Source organism: Pseudomonas sp. HY13-MNA-CIBAN-0226 (assembly GCF_040310305.1).
Classification (GTDB): Bacteria; Pseudomonadota; Gammaproteobacteria; order Pseudomonadales; family Pseudomonadaceae; genus Aquipseudomonas; species Aquipseudomonas gregormendelii.
On record NZ_JBEOPS010000004.1, the window covers coordinates 72,827 to 91,335 of the forward strand.

At 59.4% G+C, this 18,509-nt stretch carries 15 protein-coding genes and 1 pseudogene; 7 read left to right on the plus strand and 9 right to left on the minus strand.

Annotated elements, in window-relative coordinates; genetic code table 11:
* Positions 1–26: 26 nt before the first annotated feature.
* The 4 genes from AAEZ05_RS05670 to AAEZ05_RS05685 are packed head-to-tail and all read right to left on the minus strand — an operon-like array spanning position 27 to position 6,089.
* Positions 27–1,208 carry a hybrid sensor histidine kinase/response regulator gene (locus tag AAEZ05_RS05670; protein ID WP_350646780.1) on the minus strand — a complete coding sequence of 394 codons (1,182 nt, stop codon included), beginning with the start codon at positions 1,206–1,208 and terminating at the stop codon, positions 27–29.
* Positions 1,202–1,783, minus strand: coding sequence for a chemotaxis protein CheB (locus AAEZ05_RS05675; protein WP_350646781.1), 582 nt, complete (start codon positions 1,781–1,783; stop codon positions 1,202–1,204). The genes AAEZ05_RS05670 and AAEZ05_RS05675 overlap by 7 nt, the downstream gene beginning before the upstream one ends.
* Entirely contained in the window at positions 1,780–2,595 is an 816-nt protein-coding gene (locus AAEZ05_RS05680; protein WP_350646782.1) for a CheR family methyltransferase, read from the minus strand. Before AAEZ05_RS05680 ends, AAEZ05_RS05675 begins: the two co-directional genes overlap by 4 nt.
* On the minus strand, positions 2,595–6,089 hold the full coding sequence (locus AAEZ05_RS05685; protein WP_350646783.1) for a response regulator: 3,495 nt from the start codon (positions 6,087–6,089) through the stop codon (positions 2,595–2,597). Before AAEZ05_RS05685 ends, AAEZ05_RS05680 begins: the two co-directional genes overlap by 1 nt.
* A 259-nt stretch (positions 6,090–6,348) precedes the next feature.
* On the opposite strand from AAEZ05_RS05685, the gene AAEZ05_RS05690 reads away from it, so the two are divergent.
* From AAEZ05_RS05690 to AAEZ05_RS05705, 4 genes are all read left to right on the plus strand, one after another.
* Complete coding sequence (locus AAEZ05_RS05690) at positions 6,349–6,717, plus strand: response regulator (RefSeq protein WP_045061169.1); 369 nt, start codon at positions 6,349–6,351, stop codon at positions 6,715–6,717.
* 90 nt (positions 6,718–6,807) lie between these two features.
* Positions 6,808–8,103 (plus strand): glycosyltransferase, encoded by a 1,296-nt coding sequence (locus tag AAEZ05_RS05695; protein WP_350646784.1) that lies wholly within the window; start codon positions 6,808–6,810, stop codon positions 8,101–8,103.
* 84 nt (positions 8,104–8,187) lie between these two features.
* Entirely contained in the window at positions 8,188–9,126 is a 939-nt protein-coding gene (locus AAEZ05_RS05700; RefSeq protein ID WP_350646785.1) for a carbohydrate kinase family protein, read from the plus strand.
* Between the two features lie 172 nt (positions 9,127–9,298).
* Positions 9,299–9,565: a DUF2790 domain-containing protein gene (locus AAEZ05_RS05705; protein ID WP_045061166.1), complete on the plus strand. Its 267-nt coding sequence runs from the start codon at positions 9,299–9,301 to the stop codon at positions 9,563–9,565.
* 74 nt (positions 9,566–9,639) lie between these two features.
* Here AAEZ05_RS05705 and AAEZ05_RS05710 read toward each other — a convergent pair whose 3' ends face one another.
* From AAEZ05_RS05710 to AAEZ05_RS05725, 4 genes and pseudogenes are all read right to left on the minus strand, one after another.
* Positions 9,640–9,909 (minus strand): DUF1652 domain-containing protein, encoded by a 270-nt coding sequence (locus tag AAEZ05_RS05710; protein WP_122840505.1) that lies wholly within the window; start codon positions 9,907–9,909, stop codon positions 9,640–9,642.
* A gap of 294 nt (positions 9,910–10,203) precedes the next feature.
* A pseudogene (gene ilvA / locus AAEZ05_RS05715) lies at positions 10,204–11,193 on the minus strand (threonine ammonia-lyase, biosynthetic); the annotation flags it as partial.
* Between the two features lie 331 nt (positions 11,194–11,524).
* Positions 11,525–12,676, minus strand: a complete 1,152-nt coding sequence (locus tag AAEZ05_RS05720) for a PQQ-dependent sugar dehydrogenase (protein ID WP_045061164.1) — start codon at positions 12,674–12,676, stop codon at positions 11,525–11,527.
* 37 nt (positions 12,677–12,713) lie between these two features.
* Positions 12,714–13,064, minus strand: a complete 351-nt coding sequence (locus AAEZ05_RS05725; RefSeq protein ID WP_082069227.1) for a hypothetical protein — start codon at positions 13,062–13,064, stop codon at positions 12,714–12,716.
* 205 nt (positions 13,065–13,269) lie between these two features.
* On the opposite strand from AAEZ05_RS05725, the gene ku reads away from it, so the two are divergent.
* On the plus strand, positions 13,270–14,142 hold the full coding sequence (gene ku / locus AAEZ05_RS05730; RefSeq protein WP_045061163.1) for a non-homologous end joining protein Ku: 873 nt from the start codon (positions 13,270–13,272) through the stop codon (positions 14,140–14,142).
* A gap of 39 nt (positions 14,143–14,181) precedes the next feature.
* Here ku and lpxO read toward each other — a convergent pair whose 3' ends face one another.
* A complete protein-coding gene (gene lpxO, locus AAEZ05_RS05735; RefSeq protein WP_205892580.1) occupies positions 14,182–15,081 on the minus strand; it encodes a lipid A hydroxylase LpxO in 900 nt (299 codons plus the stop codon).
* 409 nt (positions 15,082–15,490) lie between these two features.
* Here lpxO and AAEZ05_RS05740 point away from each other — a divergent pair, with 409 nt between their 5' ends.
* On the plus strand, positions 15,491–17,080 hold the full coding sequence (locus AAEZ05_RS05740) for an ABC-F family ATPase (protein ID WP_082069226.1): 1,590 nt from the start codon (positions 15,491–15,493) through the stop codon (positions 17,078–17,080).
* Positions 17,081–17,311: 231 nt separating this feature from the next.
* The gene (locus AAEZ05_RS05745; RefSeq protein ID WP_045061161.1) at positions 17,312–18,499 is read left to right on the plus strand and encodes an MFS transporter; all 1,188 of its coding nucleotides are present in this window, start codon (positions 17,312–17,314) and stop codon (positions 18,497–18,499) included.
* Positions 18,500–18,509 lie beyond the last annotated feature (10 nt).

Sequence of the window (18,509 nt, forward strand, 5' to 3'; positions counted from 1 at the left end):
GAGGTTGCGTTTATCTGGCTGATTTCCTACAGCGGCAGACAAACGCGAAACAGGGCGCCTTCGCCAATCCGGCTTTCGACCGTAATGGTACCGCCGTGGGCCGTCACAATCTGTTCTGAAATAAACAGGCCCAGGCCCAGGCCGGCGACGGCATGCTTGGCCGTGACGCGCTCGAATTGCTGGAAGATCCGCTTCTGGTTTTCTTCACCGATGCCGATCCCTTGATCCTGCACTTCTACCCGCGCCTGACCGTTCTCACTGTACACCTTCACGGCGATCGGGCTTTTGGCGCCGTACCTTAAAGCGTTGGTCAACAAGTTTGAGATCACTTGTTCGATACGAAATTCATCCCAATAGCCCTCTATCGGTTCATCGGCATCCAGGGAAACCGACGACTCGGCCGCGTCGATTTGCGGGGCGAAGTTTTGCAGCAAACCACGCACCAGCGCCGAGAGATCGAAGCGGCTTGGGCGGATCGACAGTTTCCCGGTACGAATCCGCGAAACATCCAGCATGTCTTCGATCAGGCGGATCAGGCTTTTTATCTGCCGTTCGTCGCGATCGACCATGGCGTGCATCTTGTCCAGGGTGAAAGCGGCGGCGTTTTCCCGGGCCAGGTGCATCTTGCGCAGCTGGGTTTCCAGGATCAGGCCATTGAGCGGCGTGCGCACTTCGTGGGCGACGATCGACATGAAGTCATCGCGCATGCGCACCGCCTGCTCCAGTTCCAGCTGGGTACTTTGTAATTGCTGCAGCAGCGCTTCCTGCTCGCGACGGCTTTGCTCAAGCGCCTCGACCTGCTGCTTCATCGCCTTGCTCTGGCGATACAGGTCGACGAACACATTGACCTTGCTCTTGACCGCATGGATATCCAGCGGTTTGTGCAGGAAGTCCACCGCCCCGCTTTCGTAGCCCTTGAACGCGTAATTGAGCTCTCGACCGGCGGCGCTGACGAACACGATCGGAATATTCCGGGTCTTTTCCGTGCCGCGCATCAACTCGGCCAGTTCAAAGCCGTTCATGCCGGGCATCTGCACGTCGAGAATGGCCATGGCGAACTCGTGCTGCAGCAGCAGGGACAGGGCTTCGTCGGCGGACAAGGCCTTGTAGACCATGCGGTCTTCACGCTTGATCAGCGCTTCGAGCGCCAGCAGGTTCTCCGGCAGATCGTCGACGATCAGCAGTTTGGCTTGAATATTACTTAGCATGCGATTCGTTCCAGCTCGACAAGCAGACGGCCGATGCCGTGAATGGGAAGAATGTGATCCGGCAGGTGGGTGGCCAATGCAGCCAACGGCATGGTGGCCACCTGCGCCTCTTGTGGATCCTGGACGATGGTCAGGCCGCCCCGGTGCTTGACCTGTGCCAGGCCGCTGGCACCGTCACGGTTGGCGCCGGTCAACAGCACCGCAGCGAGGTTGACGCCATAGGCATCGGCCGCCGATTCGAACAGGTAATCGATGGCCGGGCGCGAGTGGTGCACGCGATCTTCCAGGCTCAGGGAGAAGGTCCGGTCCTGTTCCACCGAGAGGTGATAACCGGGCGCCGCAAAATACAGCGTGCCCGGCACTACCGGCGTCTTGTCACTTGCTTCCAGCACCGGCATCGAGACCCGGCGGGCGAACACTTCGGCCAGATGACTGCGGCGCGCATCCGGCAGGTGCAACACGATGATGATCGGCAGCATGAAGCCTGCGCGCAGCGGGCTGAGAATGTTCAGCAAGGCTTCGACCCCGCCTGCAGAGGCACCGATCACGATGGCTTCAATCGAAGAATGGCTCATGATTTGCGGTAGATCCGTTCTTGTTTGACCAAGGGTTCGAACTGCTTGCCGAAGGCTGAAAACTCCGGTGTCTCCTTGCTGCCCAGCACCAGGAAGCCGCGGTGGCACAGGGACTCGTGAAACAGGCCAAAAGCCCTATCCTGAAGTTTTTTATTGAAATAAATCAACACGTTACGACATGAAATTAATTGAGTTTCTGAGAACACACTGTCAGTGGCCAAGCTGTGATCGGCAAAGGTCACGTTCTCGCACAGCGACTTGTCGAAAATCGCGTAGCCATAGGCGGCCGTGTAGTACTCGGAGAACGAAAGCTGGCCACCGGCTTTCTGGTAGTTAGCCGTGTAGGCCCGCACGTTTTCCATGGAAAAGATGCCTTGCTTGGCTTTATCCAGAGAACGCGGGTTGATGTCGGTGGCGTAGATGATGGTGCGGTCGAGCAAGCCTTCTTCGCGCAGCAGGATCGCCATGGAATAGACTTCTTCCCCCGTGCTGCAGCCGGCGATCCAGATCTTGATTGAGGGGTAGGTCTTGAGCAACGGCACCACTTCCTGGCGAATGGCCAGGAAGTGCGAGGGGTCGCGAAACATCTCGCTGACCGGGATGGTCAGCAGCTGCAGCAATTGCATGAACGCCGTCGGGTCGTGCAGGACCTTCTCCTGCAGCGCCGAAATGGTCGCACATTCGAACTGCCCCAACGCGTGCTGCACCCGGCGCTTGATCGAAGCGCCGGAGTAGTCGCGAAAGTCATAGCTGTACTTGAGGTAAATGGCCTCGATCAGCAGCCGCAATTCGATTTCGGTATTGGCTGGCACTAAATGCGTTCCATCTTAGGTAACCACACTCGAATCAACGAGAACAGGCGATCCAGGTCAATGGGCTTGGCCAGGTAATCATTGGAGCCGGCCTGCAGGCAGCGTTCCTGATCATCCTTCATGGCCTTGGCCGTCACCGCAATGATCGGCAGCTTGCGCCAGCGCGGGTCCTTGCGAATCTCGATGGTGGCTTCAAAGCCGTCCATCTCCGGCATCATTACGTCCATCAACACCAGATCGATGTCCTCGACTTCATTCAACTTTTCAATCGCTTCACGGCCGTTACGGCCAATGACCACGACTGCGCCTTTTTGCTCGAGCGCGCTGGTGAGGGCGAAGATATTGCGTACGTCGTCGTCCACCAACAGCACTTTGCGACCCTCGAAGACCTTGTCGCGGCTGCGGGCGGTCTTGAGCATCTTCTGCCGTTCATGGGACAGCTGCGATTCGACTTTGTGCAAAAAGAGTGTCACCTCGTCCAGCAAACGCTCCGGTGAGCGCGCGCCCTTGATGATGATCGAGCGCGAGTACTTGCGCAGCTCTGCTTCTTCATCCCGGGTAAGGTTGCGGCCGGTGTAGACGATCACAGGCGGGAAGGAGCAGATGTCCTCGGTGGACATGCGCTTGAGCAGTTCATTGCCCAGCATGTCCGGCAGCTTCAGGTCGATGATCATGCAGTCGTAGATGGTGGTGCGCAGCAGCTGCAGCGCTTCCTGGGCATAGCCAACTGCGGTGATCTCGATGTCTTCGTCGCCGATCAGGCGGGCAATGCTGTCGCGCTGCAGGTCGTCATCTTCCACCAGCAGAACGCGCTTGACCTTCTGGGTCAGCTTGGCTTCCAGGCGGGCGAAAACATCCTTGAGCTCTTCACGGGTGGTCGGTTTGACGGCGTAGCCGATGGCGCCCATGTGCATGGCAGCTTCCACTCGATCCTCTACCGAAATCACGTGCACCGGGATATGCCGCGTGTCTGCGTGCTCCTTGAGGCGCTGCAGCACGGTCAGGCCGGAATGGTCTGGCAGGCGCATGTCCAGCAGGATCGCGTCCGGGATGTACTCCCTGGCCAGGTTGTAACCTTCGTCGGCGCCATGGGCAACCAGGCACTGATAGCCCAGCTCATGCGCCAGGTCGTAAAGAATGTGAGCGAAATTCGGCTCGTCCTCCACCACCAGGATGCAACGCGTGGCAAACGGCGCCTTGCTGCGGTCATCGTTGAAGCTTGGGATGTCGATCGGGGCAATCAGCGGTGCCAGCGCAGGCGGCGCGGCGACTTTGTGCGAGACCGCCACGGGCGCCGGAGCTACCGGCGAGACAGGGCTTTCACCTGGCTCGACATATTGTTGCGGCAGCACCAGGGTGAACACGCTGCCCTGCCCCGGTTCACTGGTGACGCTGATGGAACCGCCGAGCAATGCGGCCAGATCCCGGGAAATCGACAGCCCCAGGCCGGTGCCGCCGTAGCGCCGGTTGGTGGTGCCGTCGGCCTGGCGGAAGGCTTCGAAGATGCTTTCCTGCTGATCGGCGGCAATGCCAATCCCGGAATCGCGCACGACGAATGCAATGCCATCATCCGGCATGCCGGTAACAGTAAGGCTGACCGTGCCGCTCTCGGTGAACTTCACGGCGTTGGACAGCAGGTTCTTGATCACCTGCTCCAGGCGCTGGCGGTCGGTGTAGATCATCAGCGGCGAACCGTCTTGCAGCTCGATCTGGAAATCCAGCTTCTTTTGCGTCGCCAGCGGCTGGAACATCCCGCGCAAGCCGTCCACCAGGCGTGCGACGCTGGTGTTCTCGGGCAGCATTTCCAGCTTGCCGGCCTCGACCTTGGAAATGTCGAGGATGTCGTTGATCAAGTGCAGCAGATCGTTGCCTGCCGAATAGATCGACTCGGCAAACTTGACCTGCTCGGCGCTGAGGTTGTCCTGGGGATTTTCCGCCAGCAGTTTGGCCAGGATCAGCGAGCTGTTCAGCGGCGTGCGCAGCTCATGGGACATGTTGGCGAGGAACTCGGACTTGTACTTGCTCGAACGCTGCAATTCCTCGGCACGCTCTTCCAGCTGCGTTTGAGCCAGATTGAGCTCGGTGTTCTTCTGGTCCATGGCGTCGCGCTGATCGGCGAGGATCTGCGCCTGCTCGGCCAGCTGTTCATTGGTCTGCTCCAGCTCCACCTGCTGGGTTTCCAGGTGTGCCTGGGACTCCTTGAGGATGCGCGACTGCTCTTCGAGCTCTTCGTTGGCGGTCTTGAGTTCTTCCTGCTGAACCTGCAGCTCTTCATTGAGTTGCTGGGTTTCGGCCAGCACCTCTTGCAGGCGCTGGCGATAGCGCGCGGCCTCGATCGAGGTGCCAATGTTGCCGGCAATCAGCTCCAGCAACTCGACGTCACGGTCACTGAGCGGGCGCAGAAAGCCCAGCTCGATCACGCCATTGACCCGCTCATCGTCGCTGGTAGGCACCACCAACACACTGTGCGGCAGCCCTTCGCCCAGGGCGGAGCTGACCTTGAAGTAGTCACCGGGCACCTGGTCCAGGCGAATCACCTCGGCCCGTTGCGCCACCTGCCCGACAATCCCTTCATCGCTATAAATGTAGTGCTCACGCTCTTCCTGTTCCCGGGAAAACCCGTAGGACGCAATACGCTTGAGGCCACCGTGCTCTTCGCGTACATAGATAGCCGCCACCGCCGAACCGAGGTACTGCGCGCAGAACTGCAGGATATTGCGCCCCAGCACGTTTAGCGACAGCTGCCCCAGTACCTGTTCGGCGAGTTCAGTCTGGCCATTGCGCAGCCAGGCCTGCTGCTCCAGACGATTGGCGCTGGACTGCTGCGCGGCCAGGTTGGCGGCGTAGTTTTGCGACAGGTTGAGCAGATCGCGGCGGCCTATATAGGCCAGCAGCGCACTGATCCCGGCGACGAACAGCAAGTACAGGGCAATGCTCCAGATGGTGGTGCGACGCACCTCTTCATTGCGCGAGGCGCGCAACTGCTGTTCCATCTCGATCACGTCTTCGAACTGCTTGCGTATTTCATCGGTCAGGCGTTTGCCGCGCCCGGCCTTGACCGCAGCACGGTAGTCACCACTGGAACGTTGCAAATCGATCATCGATTGCGCGTAGCCGGCCCATTCAGCCTGCAGCGCCTCGAGGCGACGCAGGCGATCGGTTTGTACCGGGTTGTCACTGGTCAGTTCCAGCAAGGTGTCGAGAGCCACCTTGATTCGCGGGCGTGCGGTTTCATAGGGTTCGAGAAACTTCTCGTCACCGCTGAGCAGATAGCCGCGCATCCCGGTTTCCAGATCGACGGTCAGCTTCACCGCTTCATTGGCGTTATTGATCACCCGATCGGTATGTTCCACCCACTGGATGGTTGACAACAGATAGAGGATCAGGGACACGAAGAACACCGCACTGAGAACGCCCACACCCAATGGCAGGCTGACGTTGCGACTCAGGAGTTTACGGAATCGTTGCTCATCTACCGAAGACGCAGAGGTCATGTGGGAGCCTTGTCGAACTGTTAAAAAACAGGGAGTTTGCCCCATAACGGGCATATTGATCCAATTTTCTGACGGGTATTTCAGCAATATCCTACATTCAGCTGTTCCAGAACCAAGGAGCGGTTATCCTTCCCGCGCTTGAGCAGCTATTCTTTTTTCAGCACGAAGGGAACTTGTCGGGTCCCGCCGTTTACTCAAGCAAGACTCCGGCGAATCTGATCGACCGGCCAACGCCATTTCAATCTTTGGGAACCCTATTATGTCTTCCGCCGCGTCCATCATCCTGGTAGTCGAAGACGACGACATCGTGCGCATGTTGATCGTCGATGTACTGGAGGAACTGGAATTCGAGGTGCTGGAGGCTGATGGCGGCGAACAGGCGCTGGCGTTCCTGGCCAACGCCGGGCAAACCATCGATCTGATGATGACTGATGTTGGCCTGCCGGGCATGGACGGGCGTGAGCTGGCCGACAAGGCGCGTCAGCTGCGTGCCCGCTTGCCGATCCTGTTTGCCAGCGGTTACGCCGAAAACATTGATGTGCCTGAGGGCATGCACCTGATTGGCAAGCCGTTCTCGATCGATGCGCTGCGGGACAAGGTCAAGGGCATCCTGCAGGCCGCCAGCTAAACCCTCATAGCGCCAGGATCGCTGCGGACTGTGCTTTAATTGCGCGCTTTTTCCGCATGCCCCCCTGCCCGCTTCAAGGAACCACCCTCAATGAGTCAGCCCCGCGCAGCCAAAGTCCTGGTGATTGGTTACGTTTGGCCCGAGCCCCGCTCCTCGGCGGCCAGCGGCCATGTGATGCAAATCCTCGAAACCTTCCTGCAACAGGGCTGGGACATTACGTTCAGCAGCCCGGCAGGTGCTGGCGAGCACCCGGCTGACCTCACCGCCCTGGGCATTCGCCAGGTGCCGATCGAACTCAACAACAGCAGTTTCGACGCGTTTGTCAGTGAGCTGGCCCCGGATGTCGTGCTGTTCGACCAGTTCATGATGGAAGAACAATTCGGCTGGCGGGTAGAAAAGCACTGCCCCAATGCACTGCGAGTGCTGGAAACTTCAGACCTGCAGAGCCTGCGTCACGCCAGGCACCAACGCCTCAAGGAGCGCTTGAAGGCCAACGCTGACCTCCAAGACTTCAACGAATTGTTTGCCCCCGCGTTACGGCAGGAATTCGAACTCATGGCCGATGCCGACCTGGCCAAGCGTGAGCTTGCTGCCATTTATCGTTGCGACCTGACGCTGATGATCTCCGAGGTGGAGATCGAGTTACTGGTGCAGCAGTTCATGGTGCCCCGTGAATTGTTGCACTGGTGTCCGCTGATGATCGATGTGCCCACCCGGCCATCGACTCGCTTCGAAGACCGCGCGCATTTTCTCAGCATCGGCAACTTCCGGCATGCGCCGAACTGGGATGCAGTGCTGTGGCTCAAGACTACGATCTGGCCGTTGATTCGCCAGCAATTGCCCGCTGCCCAGCTGCACATCTATGGGGCTTACACACCGCCCAAGGCAACCGCACTGCACAACGCCGCCCAGGGTTTTCATGTCATGAACTGGGCCGAGGATGCCTTGCAAGTCATGTCTGCGGCCAGGGTGTGCCTGGCTCCCTTGCGCTTTGGCGCGGGTATCAAGGGCAAGCTGGTGGATGCGATGCTGTGCGGCACGCCGAATGTCACAACACCAGTGGGGGCAGAAGGCATGCACGGCCTGGAACCCTGGCCAGGTGCAATTACCCGCACGGCCCAGGCGTTTGCCGACAGCGCGGTACAACTGCACAACGACCGCACCTGCTGGCTGGCCGCACAGGCCAAAGGCCTTCACCTGCTCGGGCAGCGCTATCGCCAGGCGCAACATGGCCCCGCACTGATCACCCGAATTGAAGAATGCCGTCGAAACCTGGGTTCAATCCGGCGCGACAACTTTACCGGCAGCATGCTGCGCCATCACCAGCACAAGAGCACTCAGTACATGTCGCAGTGGATCGAAGCGAAAAACCGTCAGCCTCAGTAACCCGAGTGAGACTTCGGGTGGTCGAGGGCACGACGTACAAACGTTACCGACAGCATGTCGCAACCCTTTGAAGAGTGAATAATCATGTATCTGGTGTGTGGCGAAGCGCTGTTCGATTTTTTCAGTGAAGAAGACGTCAGTGGCCTGGCGTCCAAAGTGAATTTCAAGGCCATTGCCGGTGGTTCGCCGTTCAATGTGGCCGTGGGTTTGCGCCGGCTGGGCGTAGAGGCCGCGCTGTTTGCCGGGCTGTCGAGCGATTACCTGGGCAAGCGTTTGCAGCAGGTGTTGCAGGACGAGGGTGTGGCTACGGACTTCGTGGTGGAATTCGCGGCGCCCACAACCCTGGCGATGGTCGCCGTGGGCGCCAATGGCTCGCCGCATTACAGCTTCCGGGGCGAAGGTTGTGCTGACCGGCAGCTGCGCCTCGACCATCTTCCGCTGCTGCCGGCCTACATACGCGGCCTGCATGTTGGCTCCTACTCGCTGGTGGTACAGCCGGTTGCCGATACCCTGCTGGCATTGGTGCGCAGGGAAAGCGGTAAGCGCTTGATCAGCCTCGATCCGAATGTGCGGCTCAATCCAGAGCCAAACATCGAACTGTGGCGCTCGCGAGTGGCGATGCTGGTCGAACATGCCGACCTGATCAAGGTCAGCGACGAGGACCTGAGCCTGTTATATCCCGAACAGGACCCGCAGCGGGTGATCCAGGGGTGGCTGGAGCATCGCTGTCAGCTGGTGTTCCTGACTCGCGGGGGCGAAGGTGCGACGGTGTTCAGTCGTCGACACGGCGCCTGGTCGGTACCGGCCTGCGCCGTGGAGATTGCCGACACCGTCGGTGCCGGCGATACCTTCCAGGCGGCGTTGATCGCCTGGCTGACGGAGCAGCAACTGGATTCGGTGCAGGGATTGCAACAATTAGGACGCGAGCAGACTGATGCAATGCTCAGGTTTGCGGTGCGCGCAGCGGCGCTGACGTGCACCAGGACCGGGCCGGACTTGCCGTATCGGCATCAGCTGCAATAAACCTGAAATAGCAGCCTCCAGCCGACAGGTGGCATACGGCGAGGTTAACCATCGCTTAACTGTGCGGTCCAATAATTGACTGGACCGCACGCCTGCAGCTTGCCTGACAGCCCAGTGCGGACCGCTCGATCCTGATGGTCGAGCTGACCTTTGTCTGCGCTGGAGTATGCTCATGAGAATTCAAACGATATTGCTCGCCACTACCCTTGCCAGCATTTCCTGGGCCGGCATCGCCCATGCCAATGACGCAGGTACCAGCCAAGCGGTGCCCTACCATTACGGGATGCCCCTGCACGTCGCCAAGGTGATCGCCCTGACCGAACCTTCGACCCTGGACTGCAAAGTGGTGACGGCTGAAATGAAATACATCGACAACGCCGGGCAACCTGCGCAAATCAGCTATCGCAAATTGTCGGATGCTTGCAGCTTGCAGAACTGACGACAAAGAGTCTGGCCTGTTGTCAGGCCAGACCCTTTAGTAATAGTCAGATCGCCGGCGATGATCGTCAGAGATTAAAGCGCCTTGCGGTCCGGGTGCAGCGTTTGCTTGTGTGCATGGAGATCGATATCGGAGCGCAGCCCCGCAATCAGCTCGTTGATCTCTCGCCTGCCGTTAAGATGGCTGGCGTCTATACCGGATTTAACCAGGTCGACCTGATCCGTCACGCCGTCGGAAAACACTTTGATGGTCATGGAAAGGTCAGGCGATAACGTACATAAACAGCGTTTAGGCAGGAAACTGCTTTCAATGATGTTGCGAAGTTCCAAGGCAGAAAGAAACATGGCGACCCTCTCCTTATTGTCAGATTGCCAGCGATAAACAGGCGCTGACTCAATGAAAGGCGCGGTCAGCTTAAGGACATCTACAGCATAATTCATGCCTCTGATTTCGCCGTGCAGCTCATCGGCAAATCAAAGGGTTAGGGAAGTTGAGCGCGCAAGCGATCATGCAAACTGCAAGAAGCAGCGTCTGGGCCACTGCAAAATGCAATCCTGCCCCGGCCGGTTGCACGAACCGGACACGGCGGCAAGAATGCGGCAATGTGTCCAGTCTCAGGCCGGCGCGCCGCATGAAGCGGCACGTTCAGCCACGTGGCGCAGGCTGTCGAAGTTGATGTTGGCGCCCGAGTCGATGGCCACCAGGGTCTGGCCACGGGCTCGGGTGCGGGCGACATACTTTTTGATACCGGCCACGGCCAGTGCACCGGAAGGTTCGGTGATCGACCGGGTATCGTCGTAGATATTCTTGATCGCAGCGCACAACTCGTCATTGGTCACGGTCAGCATTTCGTCTACGCAAAATCGACATACCTCAAACCCATAGACGCCTATTTGCGCCACGGCAACGCCGTCGGCAAAGGTGCCGACGTTCGGCAGCACCACGCGCTCATCGGCTTGCAGCGCTGCGCCCAGGCAAGCGGAGTGTTCGGACTCCACACCGATGATGCGCACTTGCGGACGCAGGTATTTGACGTATGCGGCGATGCCTGCGATCAGTCCACCACCCCCCACCGGCACAAAGATCGCGTCGAGGTCTGCGGGGTGCTGACGCAGGATCTCCATGGCGACAGTGCCCTGCCCTGCGATCACCTCCGGGTCGTCGAATGGCGAAACAAAGGTACGGCCTGTGCGCGCGGCCAGGTCCAGGGCGTATGCCAGGGCAAACGGAAAGCTTTCTCCGTGAAGCACGGCCTCGGCGCCGCGGCTACGCACCCCCAGCACCTTCAGTTCCGGCGTCGTGGCGGGCATGACGATGGTCGCAGCGATTCCCAGTTCTCGCGCTGCCAATGCAACACCTTGTGCGTGGTTGCCGGCCGACGCGGTGATCACACCGCGTGCTTTTTGCTCATCGCTCAGTTGCACCAGCTTGTTATAGGCACCGCGGATCTTGAAGGAGAACGTCGGCTGCAGGTCCTCGCGTTTCAGCAGGATCTGGTTACCCAGGGCTTCCGACAACGCGGGTGCGGGTTGCAATGGCGTACGTACGGCCAGTTCGTAAACCGGCGCCGCGAGGATCTTCTTGACGTAATGGGCAAGCAGGGCTTGCTGGTTGGCGGTGTAGGTCATCTCGGTCTCCTTTATTACCCACGTAGGAGCTGCCGAAGGCTGCGATCTTTTGCTCTTCAAAAACGAAAAGATCGCGACCTTCAAACAGCTTCCACGCCGGTAGCGGCTTTAACCCAGGAGACAGAAAGTAAAAACCCGCCTCGAGGGCGGGTTGGGTGCTGCAGTCGTGAGCTAACCCGCCAAATAAGGAATGGCGGTAATAATGCTTGGCTGGCAGCGCGATACGGTGAAAGTCATGGGTCGAAATTAGCCGGCGGCTGATGGCAAGTCAATGGCCAATTACAATCGACCCCTGCAGACTCGCCGCTCAACCCAGGGAAGGTGGGTGCATTTACTTCAACCCAACCTTGTACAACACCCCATCGCTCTCATCCGTCAGCACGTACAAATAACCGTCGGGCCCCTGCCGCACATCGCGAATGCGCTTGTTGAGCTCGCCCATCAAGCGCTCCTCGTGGACCACTTTGTCCCCGTTGAACTGCAGGCGGATCAATTCCTGGCTGACCAGTGCCCCCATGAACACGTTGTGCTGCCACACCTTGAACCGGTCGGCATCGTAGAACGCCATGCCGCTCAGCCCCGGGGATTTCTCCCAGACATGGTGCGGCCCTACCGTGCCCTCGGCGGTCTTGCCGGTGGCTTCGGGAATGGGCTGGCCTGAATAATTGATGCCATGGGTAGCCAGCGGCCAACCGTAGTTGTTGCCGCGCTCGATCACATTCAGTTCATCGCCACCGCGGGGGCCATGCTCGGTTTCCCAGAGGACGCCCGTCCATGGGTTGAGCGCCGCGCCTTGGGGGTTACGCTGACCGTAAGACCAGATTTCCGGGCGCACACCGTTCTGCCCGACAAAGGGGTTGTCATCCGGTACCCGGCCATCGGGATAGATCCTGACCACCTTGCCCTGCAACTTGTCGAGGTCCTGGGCCGTTGGCCGGTCGTTGTTTTCACCCAGGGTGATGAACAGATAGCCGTCGCGGTCGAATACCAGCCGCGAGCCGAAGTGATTGCTGACCGAGAGCTTGGGCTCCTGCCGGAAGATCACCTTGAAGTTCTCCAGAGTCTTCAAATCTGCCGACAGTTGCCCGCGACCTACTGCGGTTCCGGCCTTGTCCCCCTTGCCGCCACCCTCGGCGTACGACAGGTACACCGTGCGGTCCTGCTTGAAGTCCGGGGACAGCACAACATCCAGCAAACCACCCTGGCCTTTGGCCCACACGTCTGGCACGCCGCTGATAGGGTCCGACAGCTTGCCATTGAGGGTGACCAGCCGCAGGTTGCCCGGGCGCTCGGTTACCAGCATGCCCTGGCGGTCGGGCAGAAATGCCAGGGCCCAGGGATGCTCCAGACCTTGAGTGAGGGTGGTGACTTCAAGCGTGCCCAGCTCGCTCTTCAATTCCTGGACTGATGCCGCAATGGCGGCGGGTGCAGTGGTGAACATGACGCTGGCGCAGAAGGTGGCCAGGAGGGATTTTCTCAACATGCACAGTTCCTTATGTCGTCAAAATAGTCAGCCAGGCTCAGAGATTGTTGCTATCGCCGTCTCTAGGGGGTGGGTTGGGGATGAACCTGGGTGGGCTGTCGGGCACAGGGCGAGTCTGCGGTGCACGATTGCCAATGCCGCCGTTGTCCAGGGTGGGTGGCCGGGGCACTGGTACGGTATTGGGCCCGCGTATGGCCGGCGCACTGGGTTGTGTGCCTTGCATGCTATTGGGGTTGGCCCGACGGATGGGGCTGTTGTAGGGATTGCTGGTACTACCCGTAGGGCTTTGCGCCAACAGCATCGACTCAGGGACCGCTGCCGCGTGGGCCTGATGGCTCAGTACGGCACTCCATGCCAGTGCGGTGCAGACCAGCACGAACCTGTTCATCGGTGAACCTCTCGACGTGGGCGTGGATAGGGTCTTCGATACCACGCTACGCCGGGGGTTCTGTTTTGTTAATCAAAACCTCGCGTCGAAGATGTAACACCAGTTGACCAGGGATGCCCCGCACCCCGGCGGGCCGGGGCATCATCGGCTGAAACTTTTGCCGAGGGATGCGGGTCACCTGATCATCACTCGCGAGTAGACGACCATGGCACGGGCAATCTGGAAAGGCGCAATCAGTTTCGGGCTGGTGCATATCCCTGTAGCGCTGGTTTCGGCGACGTCTTCCCAAGGCGTGGACTTTGACTGGCTGGACAGTCGCAGTATGGATCCGGTCGGGTATAAACGGGTGAACAAGGTAACCGGCAAGGAGGTGACCAAGGAACACATCGTCAAGGGTGTGCAGTACGAAAAGGGTCGCTACGTGGTGCTCAGTGAAGAGGAAATCAAATCAGCCCACCCGCTCTCCACCCAGACAATCGACATCTTTTCCTTTGTCGACAGCGAGCAGATCCCGCTGCAGAACATCGATAGGCCGTACTACCTGGCCCCGGACAAACGCGGCGGCAAGGTCTATGCGCTGCTGCGTGAAACCCTGAGCAAAACCAACAAAGTCGCCCTGTGCCACGTGGTGCTGCATACCCGCCAGCACCTGGCAGCGCTGATGCCGTTGGAGTCGGCGATGGTCCTGGTGATGCTGCGCTGGCCGGAAGAGGTTCGCAGTCTCGATACCCTGGAACTGGGCAGCGAAGTGACCGAGCCCAAACTGGCCAAGGGCGAGCTCGACATGGCCAAGCGCCTGGTGCAGGACATGAGCGGTGACTGGTCGCCCGAGGACTATCGCGACAGTTTCGAGGACAAGATCATGGCGCTGGTCGAGAAGAAAGCCCATGAAGGCAAGATCGAAGATGTGGAAACGGCGACCGGCGAGGAAGAACGCAAGACGGCGGATGTCATCGACTTGACCGAGTTGCTCAAGCGCAGCCTGGGAGGGAAAGCTGCTGCCAGGCCGGCGGCGAAAACCAAGTCGACGGCGAAGACGGCACCGGCGAAAAAGGCGACCAAGCGATCGGCTGGATGATTGATTGTGAAGGTGCAGTCCTGCTCGCGATGGCATTGATCAGATCAGCACGAAAACCGCGATCAAACTGCCAAATATTGCCCACTTTTCCAGATAATAGAGCTTGCGATTGCGCTTCTTTAGCGCCTTGCCGCGCAAGCGGATCTTGTAGATCTTGCCAAACAGCCGGTTGATCCCGCCCGTCTTGTCGCCCGCATCGTTCGGTGCGCCGGCAGCGGACATCACATGGCGGCTGAACCAGCCGTTGAATGCTGCCGCCCAGCGATACTTCATGGGCCGCTCGATATCGCAAAACAGAATGATGCGATTGTGACTCGTGGTGTTTTCCGCGTAATGGATGAAGGTCTCATCGAACATTACGGCTTCACCGTCGCGCCAGTGGTAATTCTCGCCGTCGACATTGATATAGCAGCCCGCATCATTCGGCGTTTCCAGGCCCAGGTGGTAACGGTAGGACCCGGCATAGGGATCACGATGGCGCACCAGTCTGGACCCGGGCGGCAGCTCGGCGAACATCGCGGCTTTGATCGAGCCAATGCCCTGCACCAGTTCGGTGGTGCGCGGGCACAACTTCTTTGCCGAAGGATGGCTGTCGCCGTACCACTTGAGGTAGAAACGTTTCCAGCCAGTCTTGAAGAAGGAGTTGAAGCCGACATCGTCATAGTGGCTGGAACGCTTGATTTCACCGGCGTGAATCAGGTTCTGTGCTTCCGCGCGAATCTCCTGCCAGTGCTCCTGCAGCGGCCGCAGGTCCGGAAAGTCTGCCGGATCGAGGTAAGGTTTGTTGGGCAGTTTCGAGAACAGGTACAGCACACAGTTGAGCGGCGCGAGGAACGTCGAGTGGTCGCTCAGTTGCCGGCCTGGCTTGTGGCGCACGCGACCGCGCAGATGGACGTAAGTGATCGTGACTATATAAATGGCGGCAATGATGAGCTTCACGGAAATCGTCACAAGTCAGGAGTGAACAAACTGCATCCATGCCTGTCGGCATCAAGTAGGTGGCATTTTAGCCACAGTTGCTGACCCTGGTTAACCCGCAAATGTGAAAAACTGTCCGCTGACGCCGCCAAAGCAGCCGTGTAGCCTCAATGCCCTATCGTTTCAGGTGCCAGACCAGTACAATCGCCGCCAAACATTACGCGCCCCCCTTGGTTGATGACGGGAATGACCCCCGTTTCAGCGCACTTCGACTCGGGCCAAGCGCTCCATATGCTGCTGTCCACTTATTGCCAGATGGACCTTCCGCTTCTGACCGGGATGCATTTCCCGTGGTTTGAATACCGGAAACGGGTACTGAATCGGTACTGCCGCAACCCTAGCTACTCTGAATGCTTCGCAGGAAAAACCTTTGATCTCTACAGCTAACATCACGATGCAGTTCGGCGCCAAGCCGCTATTCGAAAACGTTTCGGTCAAATTCGGCGCGGGCAACCGCTACGGCCTGATCGGCGCCAACGGCTGCGGCAAGTCGACGTTCATGAAAATCCTCGGCGGCGACCTCGAACCGTCCGGCGGCCAGGTCATGCTCGAACCGAACGTGCGCCTGGGTAAATTGCGCCAGGACCAGTTCGCCTACGAAGAATTCACCGTGATCGACACCGTGATCATGGGTCACGAAGAGCTGTGGAAGGTCAAGGCCGAGCGCGACCGCATCTACTCGCTGCCGGAAATGACCGAAGAAGACGGCATGGCCGTGGCCGAGCTGGAAACCGAATTCGCGGAAATGGACGGCTACACCGCCGAATCCCGTGCCGGTGAACTGCTGCTGGGCCTGGGTATCGGCATCGAGCAGCACTTCGGCCCGATGAGTGAAGTGTCCCCGGGCTGGAAACTGCGGGTGTTGCTCGCCCAGGCGCTGTTCTCCGATCCTGAAGTGCTGCTGCTCGACGAACCGACCAACCACCTGGATATCAACACCATCCGCTGGCTGGAAAACATACTGACCCAGCGCTCCAGCCTGATGATCATCATCTCTCACGACCGTCACTTCCTGAACAGCGTATGTACTCACATGGCTGACCTGGATTACGGCGAGCTGCGCCTGTTCCCGGGCAACTACGACGAGTACATGACCGTGGCGACCCAGTCCCGCGAGCAGCTGCTGTCTGACAACGCCAAGAAGAAAGCGCAAATTTCGGAACTGCAGTCGTTCGTCAGCCGCTTCTCGGCCAACGCCTCGAAAGCCAAGCAGGCCACTTCCCGCGCCAAGGCGATCGACAAGATCCAGCTGGCCGAGGTCAAGCCATCGAGCCGCGTGAGCCCGTTCATCCGTTTCGAGCAAACCAAGAAGCTGCACCGTCAGGCAGTGATTGTCGAGCGCATGGCCAAAGGCTTCGACGGCAAGCCGCTGTTCAAGGAGTTCAGCTTCCAGGTTGAAGCCGGCGAGCGCGTAGCGATTATCGGCCCGAACGGCATCGGCAAAACCACCCTGCTGCGCACCCTGGTCAACGAGCTGACCCCGGACGCCGGTACCGTGAAGTGGACCGACGCCGCGGAACTGGGCTACTACGCCCAGGACCACGCGCACGACTTCGAGGACGACTGCAACCTGTTCGACTGGATGGGCCAGTGGACCCAGGGCGGCGAACAAATCGTTCGCGGCACCCTCGGCCGGATGCTGTTCTCCAACGACGAGATCCTCAAGTCGGTCAAGGTCATCTCAGGTGGTGAGCAAGGTCGCATGCTGTTCGGCAAGCTGATCCTGCAAAAGCCGAACGTGCTGATCATGGACGAACCCACCAACCACTTGGACATGGAATCCATCGAGGCGCTGAACCTGGCGCTGGAGAACTACCCGGGCACGCTGATTTTTGTCAGCCACGACCGCGAGTTCGTATCGTCCCTGGCAACCCGCATCATCGAGCTGAGCCCTAGCGGCGTGATCGACTTTAGCGGCACCTATGACGATTACCTGCGCAGTCAGGGCGTGGTGTTTTAAGAGCAACTATTAGTTTCAAGCTGCAAGTAAAAGCCCTGTCCTGGTGACGGGGCTTTTTATTGTTTGGAGATCAACAGATCGCAGCCTTCGGCAGCTCCTACCTTGGAATGCGCCCTCTGTAGGAGCTGCCGAAGGCTGCGATCCTTTGATCTTGATCGTTAGCCTGCTTCCTTTTGTTTCTCGCCCGCGCCATGATGCAGCTCTCCCTCCGCCGCCCGCGAACGAGCCCTCATGTCTGCGCAGCAACTGCCACCGCAAAGCTCCATGGCGATCACCCTGCAGATCGTCTCCATCGTCTTCTACACCTTCGTCGCTTTCCTGTGCATCGGCCTGCCGATCGCCGTGCTGCCGGGCTACGTCCATGACCAGCTGGGGTTCAGCGCCATAGTCGCTGGCCTGACCATTGGCTGCCAGTACCTGGCTACCCTGCTCAGCCGGCCGATGGCCGGACGCATGTCGGACACTGTCGGCACCAAACGGGCGATCGTCTACGGGTTGTCGGGCATTGTCCTGAGTGGCCTGCTGACCTGGCTGTCGACACTCCTGCAAAGCACGCCGCTGCTGAGCCTGTTGATTCTGATTGCCGGGCGTTTGTTGCTGGGGATCGCCCAGGGTCTGATCGGCGTCGGCACCATCAGCTGGTGCATGGGCCAGGTGGGCGCTGAACACACTGCGCGCTCCATTTCCTGGAACGGCATCGCTTCCTATGGCGCAATCGCCATCGGTGCGCCCCTGGGCGTGGTGATGGTCGGCCAGCTGGGTTTCGCCAGCCTGGGAATCGCCCTGTCATTGCTGGCGGGGGGCGCGCTGTTGCTGATTCGCAACAAACCTTCAGTACCAGTGATCCGGGGCGAGCGCCTGCCATTCTGGGCGGTGTTCGGGCGGATCGCACCGTTCGGGGCCAGCCTGAGCCTGGCGTCGATCGGCTATGGCACTCTGACCACCTTCATCACCCTGTACTACGTGAACCGTGGCTGGACAGGTGCGGCGTATTGCCTGACGGTGTTCGGCGTGTGCTTCATCCTGGCCCGGGTGCTGTTCATTTCCAGCATCAGCCGTTTTGGCGGCTTCAATTCAGCTATCGCCTGCATGTGCATTGAAGTTGTGGGGCTGGTATTGCTATGGCTCGCGCCCTCCACTGGCTATGCCTTGCTCGGCGCAGGTCTGACGGGGTTCGGCCTGTCCCTGGTGTACCCGGCGCTGGGGGTGGAGGCGATCAAGCAGGTACCAAACTCCAGTCGCGGCGCGGGCTTGAGTGCCTACGCGGTGTTCTTCGACCTCGCTCTGGCGATAGCCGGGCCATTGATGGGTGCCATTGCATTGAACCTGGGGTATTCGTGGATCTTCTTCTGCGCAGCCCTGCTGTCAGCGACAGGACTGGGACTCACCCTGCTGCTCAAACGTCGGGCAATGGCTTAAGCCCTATATC

Excerpts from the sequence above, each read along its gene's own strand:
- ku (WP_045061163.1), top strand. The coding sequence starts at position 13,270 with ATGGCACGGGCAATCTGGAAAGGCGCAATCAGTTTCGGGCTGGTGCAT.
- AAEZ05_RS05745 (WP_045061161.1), top strand. The coding sequence starts at position 17,312 with ATGTCTGCGCAGCAACTGCCACCGCAAAGCTCCATGGCGATCACCCTG.
- AAEZ05_RS05690 (WP_045061169.1), top strand. The coding sequence starts at position 6,349 with ATGTCTTCCGCCGCGTCCATCATCCTGGTAGTCGAAGACGACGACATC.
- AAEZ05_RS05725 (WP_082069227.1), bottom strand. The coding sequence starts at position 13,064 with ATGAACAGGTTCGTGCTGGTCTGCACCGCACTGGCATGGAGTGCCGTA.
- AAEZ05_RS05685 (WP_350646783.1), bottom strand. The coding sequence starts at position 6,089 with ATGACCTCTGCGTCTTCGGTAGATGAGCAACGATTCCGTAAACTCCTG.
- AAEZ05_RS05710 (WP_122840505.1), bottom strand. The coding sequence starts at position 9,909 with ATGTTTCTTTCTGCCTTGGAACTTCGCAACATCATTGAAAGCAGTTTC.
- AAEZ05_RS05700 (WP_350646785.1), top strand. The coding sequence starts at position 8,188 with ATGTATCTGGTGTGTGGCGAAGCGCTGTTCGATTTTTTCAGTGAAGAA.
- AAEZ05_RS05705 (WP_045061166.1), top strand. The coding sequence starts at position 9,299 with ATGAGAATTCAAACGATATTGCTCGCCACTACCCTTGCCAGCATTTCC.
- AAEZ05_RS05675 (WP_350646781.1), bottom strand. The coding sequence starts at position 1,783 with ATGAGCCATTCTTCGATTGAAGCCATCGTGATCGGTGCCTCTGCAGGC.
- AAEZ05_RS05720 (WP_045061164.1), bottom strand. The coding sequence starts at position 12,676 with ATGTTGAGAAAATCCCTCCTGGCCACCTTCTGCGCCAGCGTCATGTTC.
- AAEZ05_RS05695 (WP_350646784.1), top strand. The coding sequence starts at position 6,808 with ATGAGTCAGCCCCGCGCAGCCAAAGTCCTGGTGATTGGTTACGTTTGG.
- AAEZ05_RS05670 (WP_350646780.1), bottom strand. The coding sequence starts at position 1,208 with ATGCTAAGTAATATTCAAGCCAAACTGCTGATCGTCGACGATCTGCCG.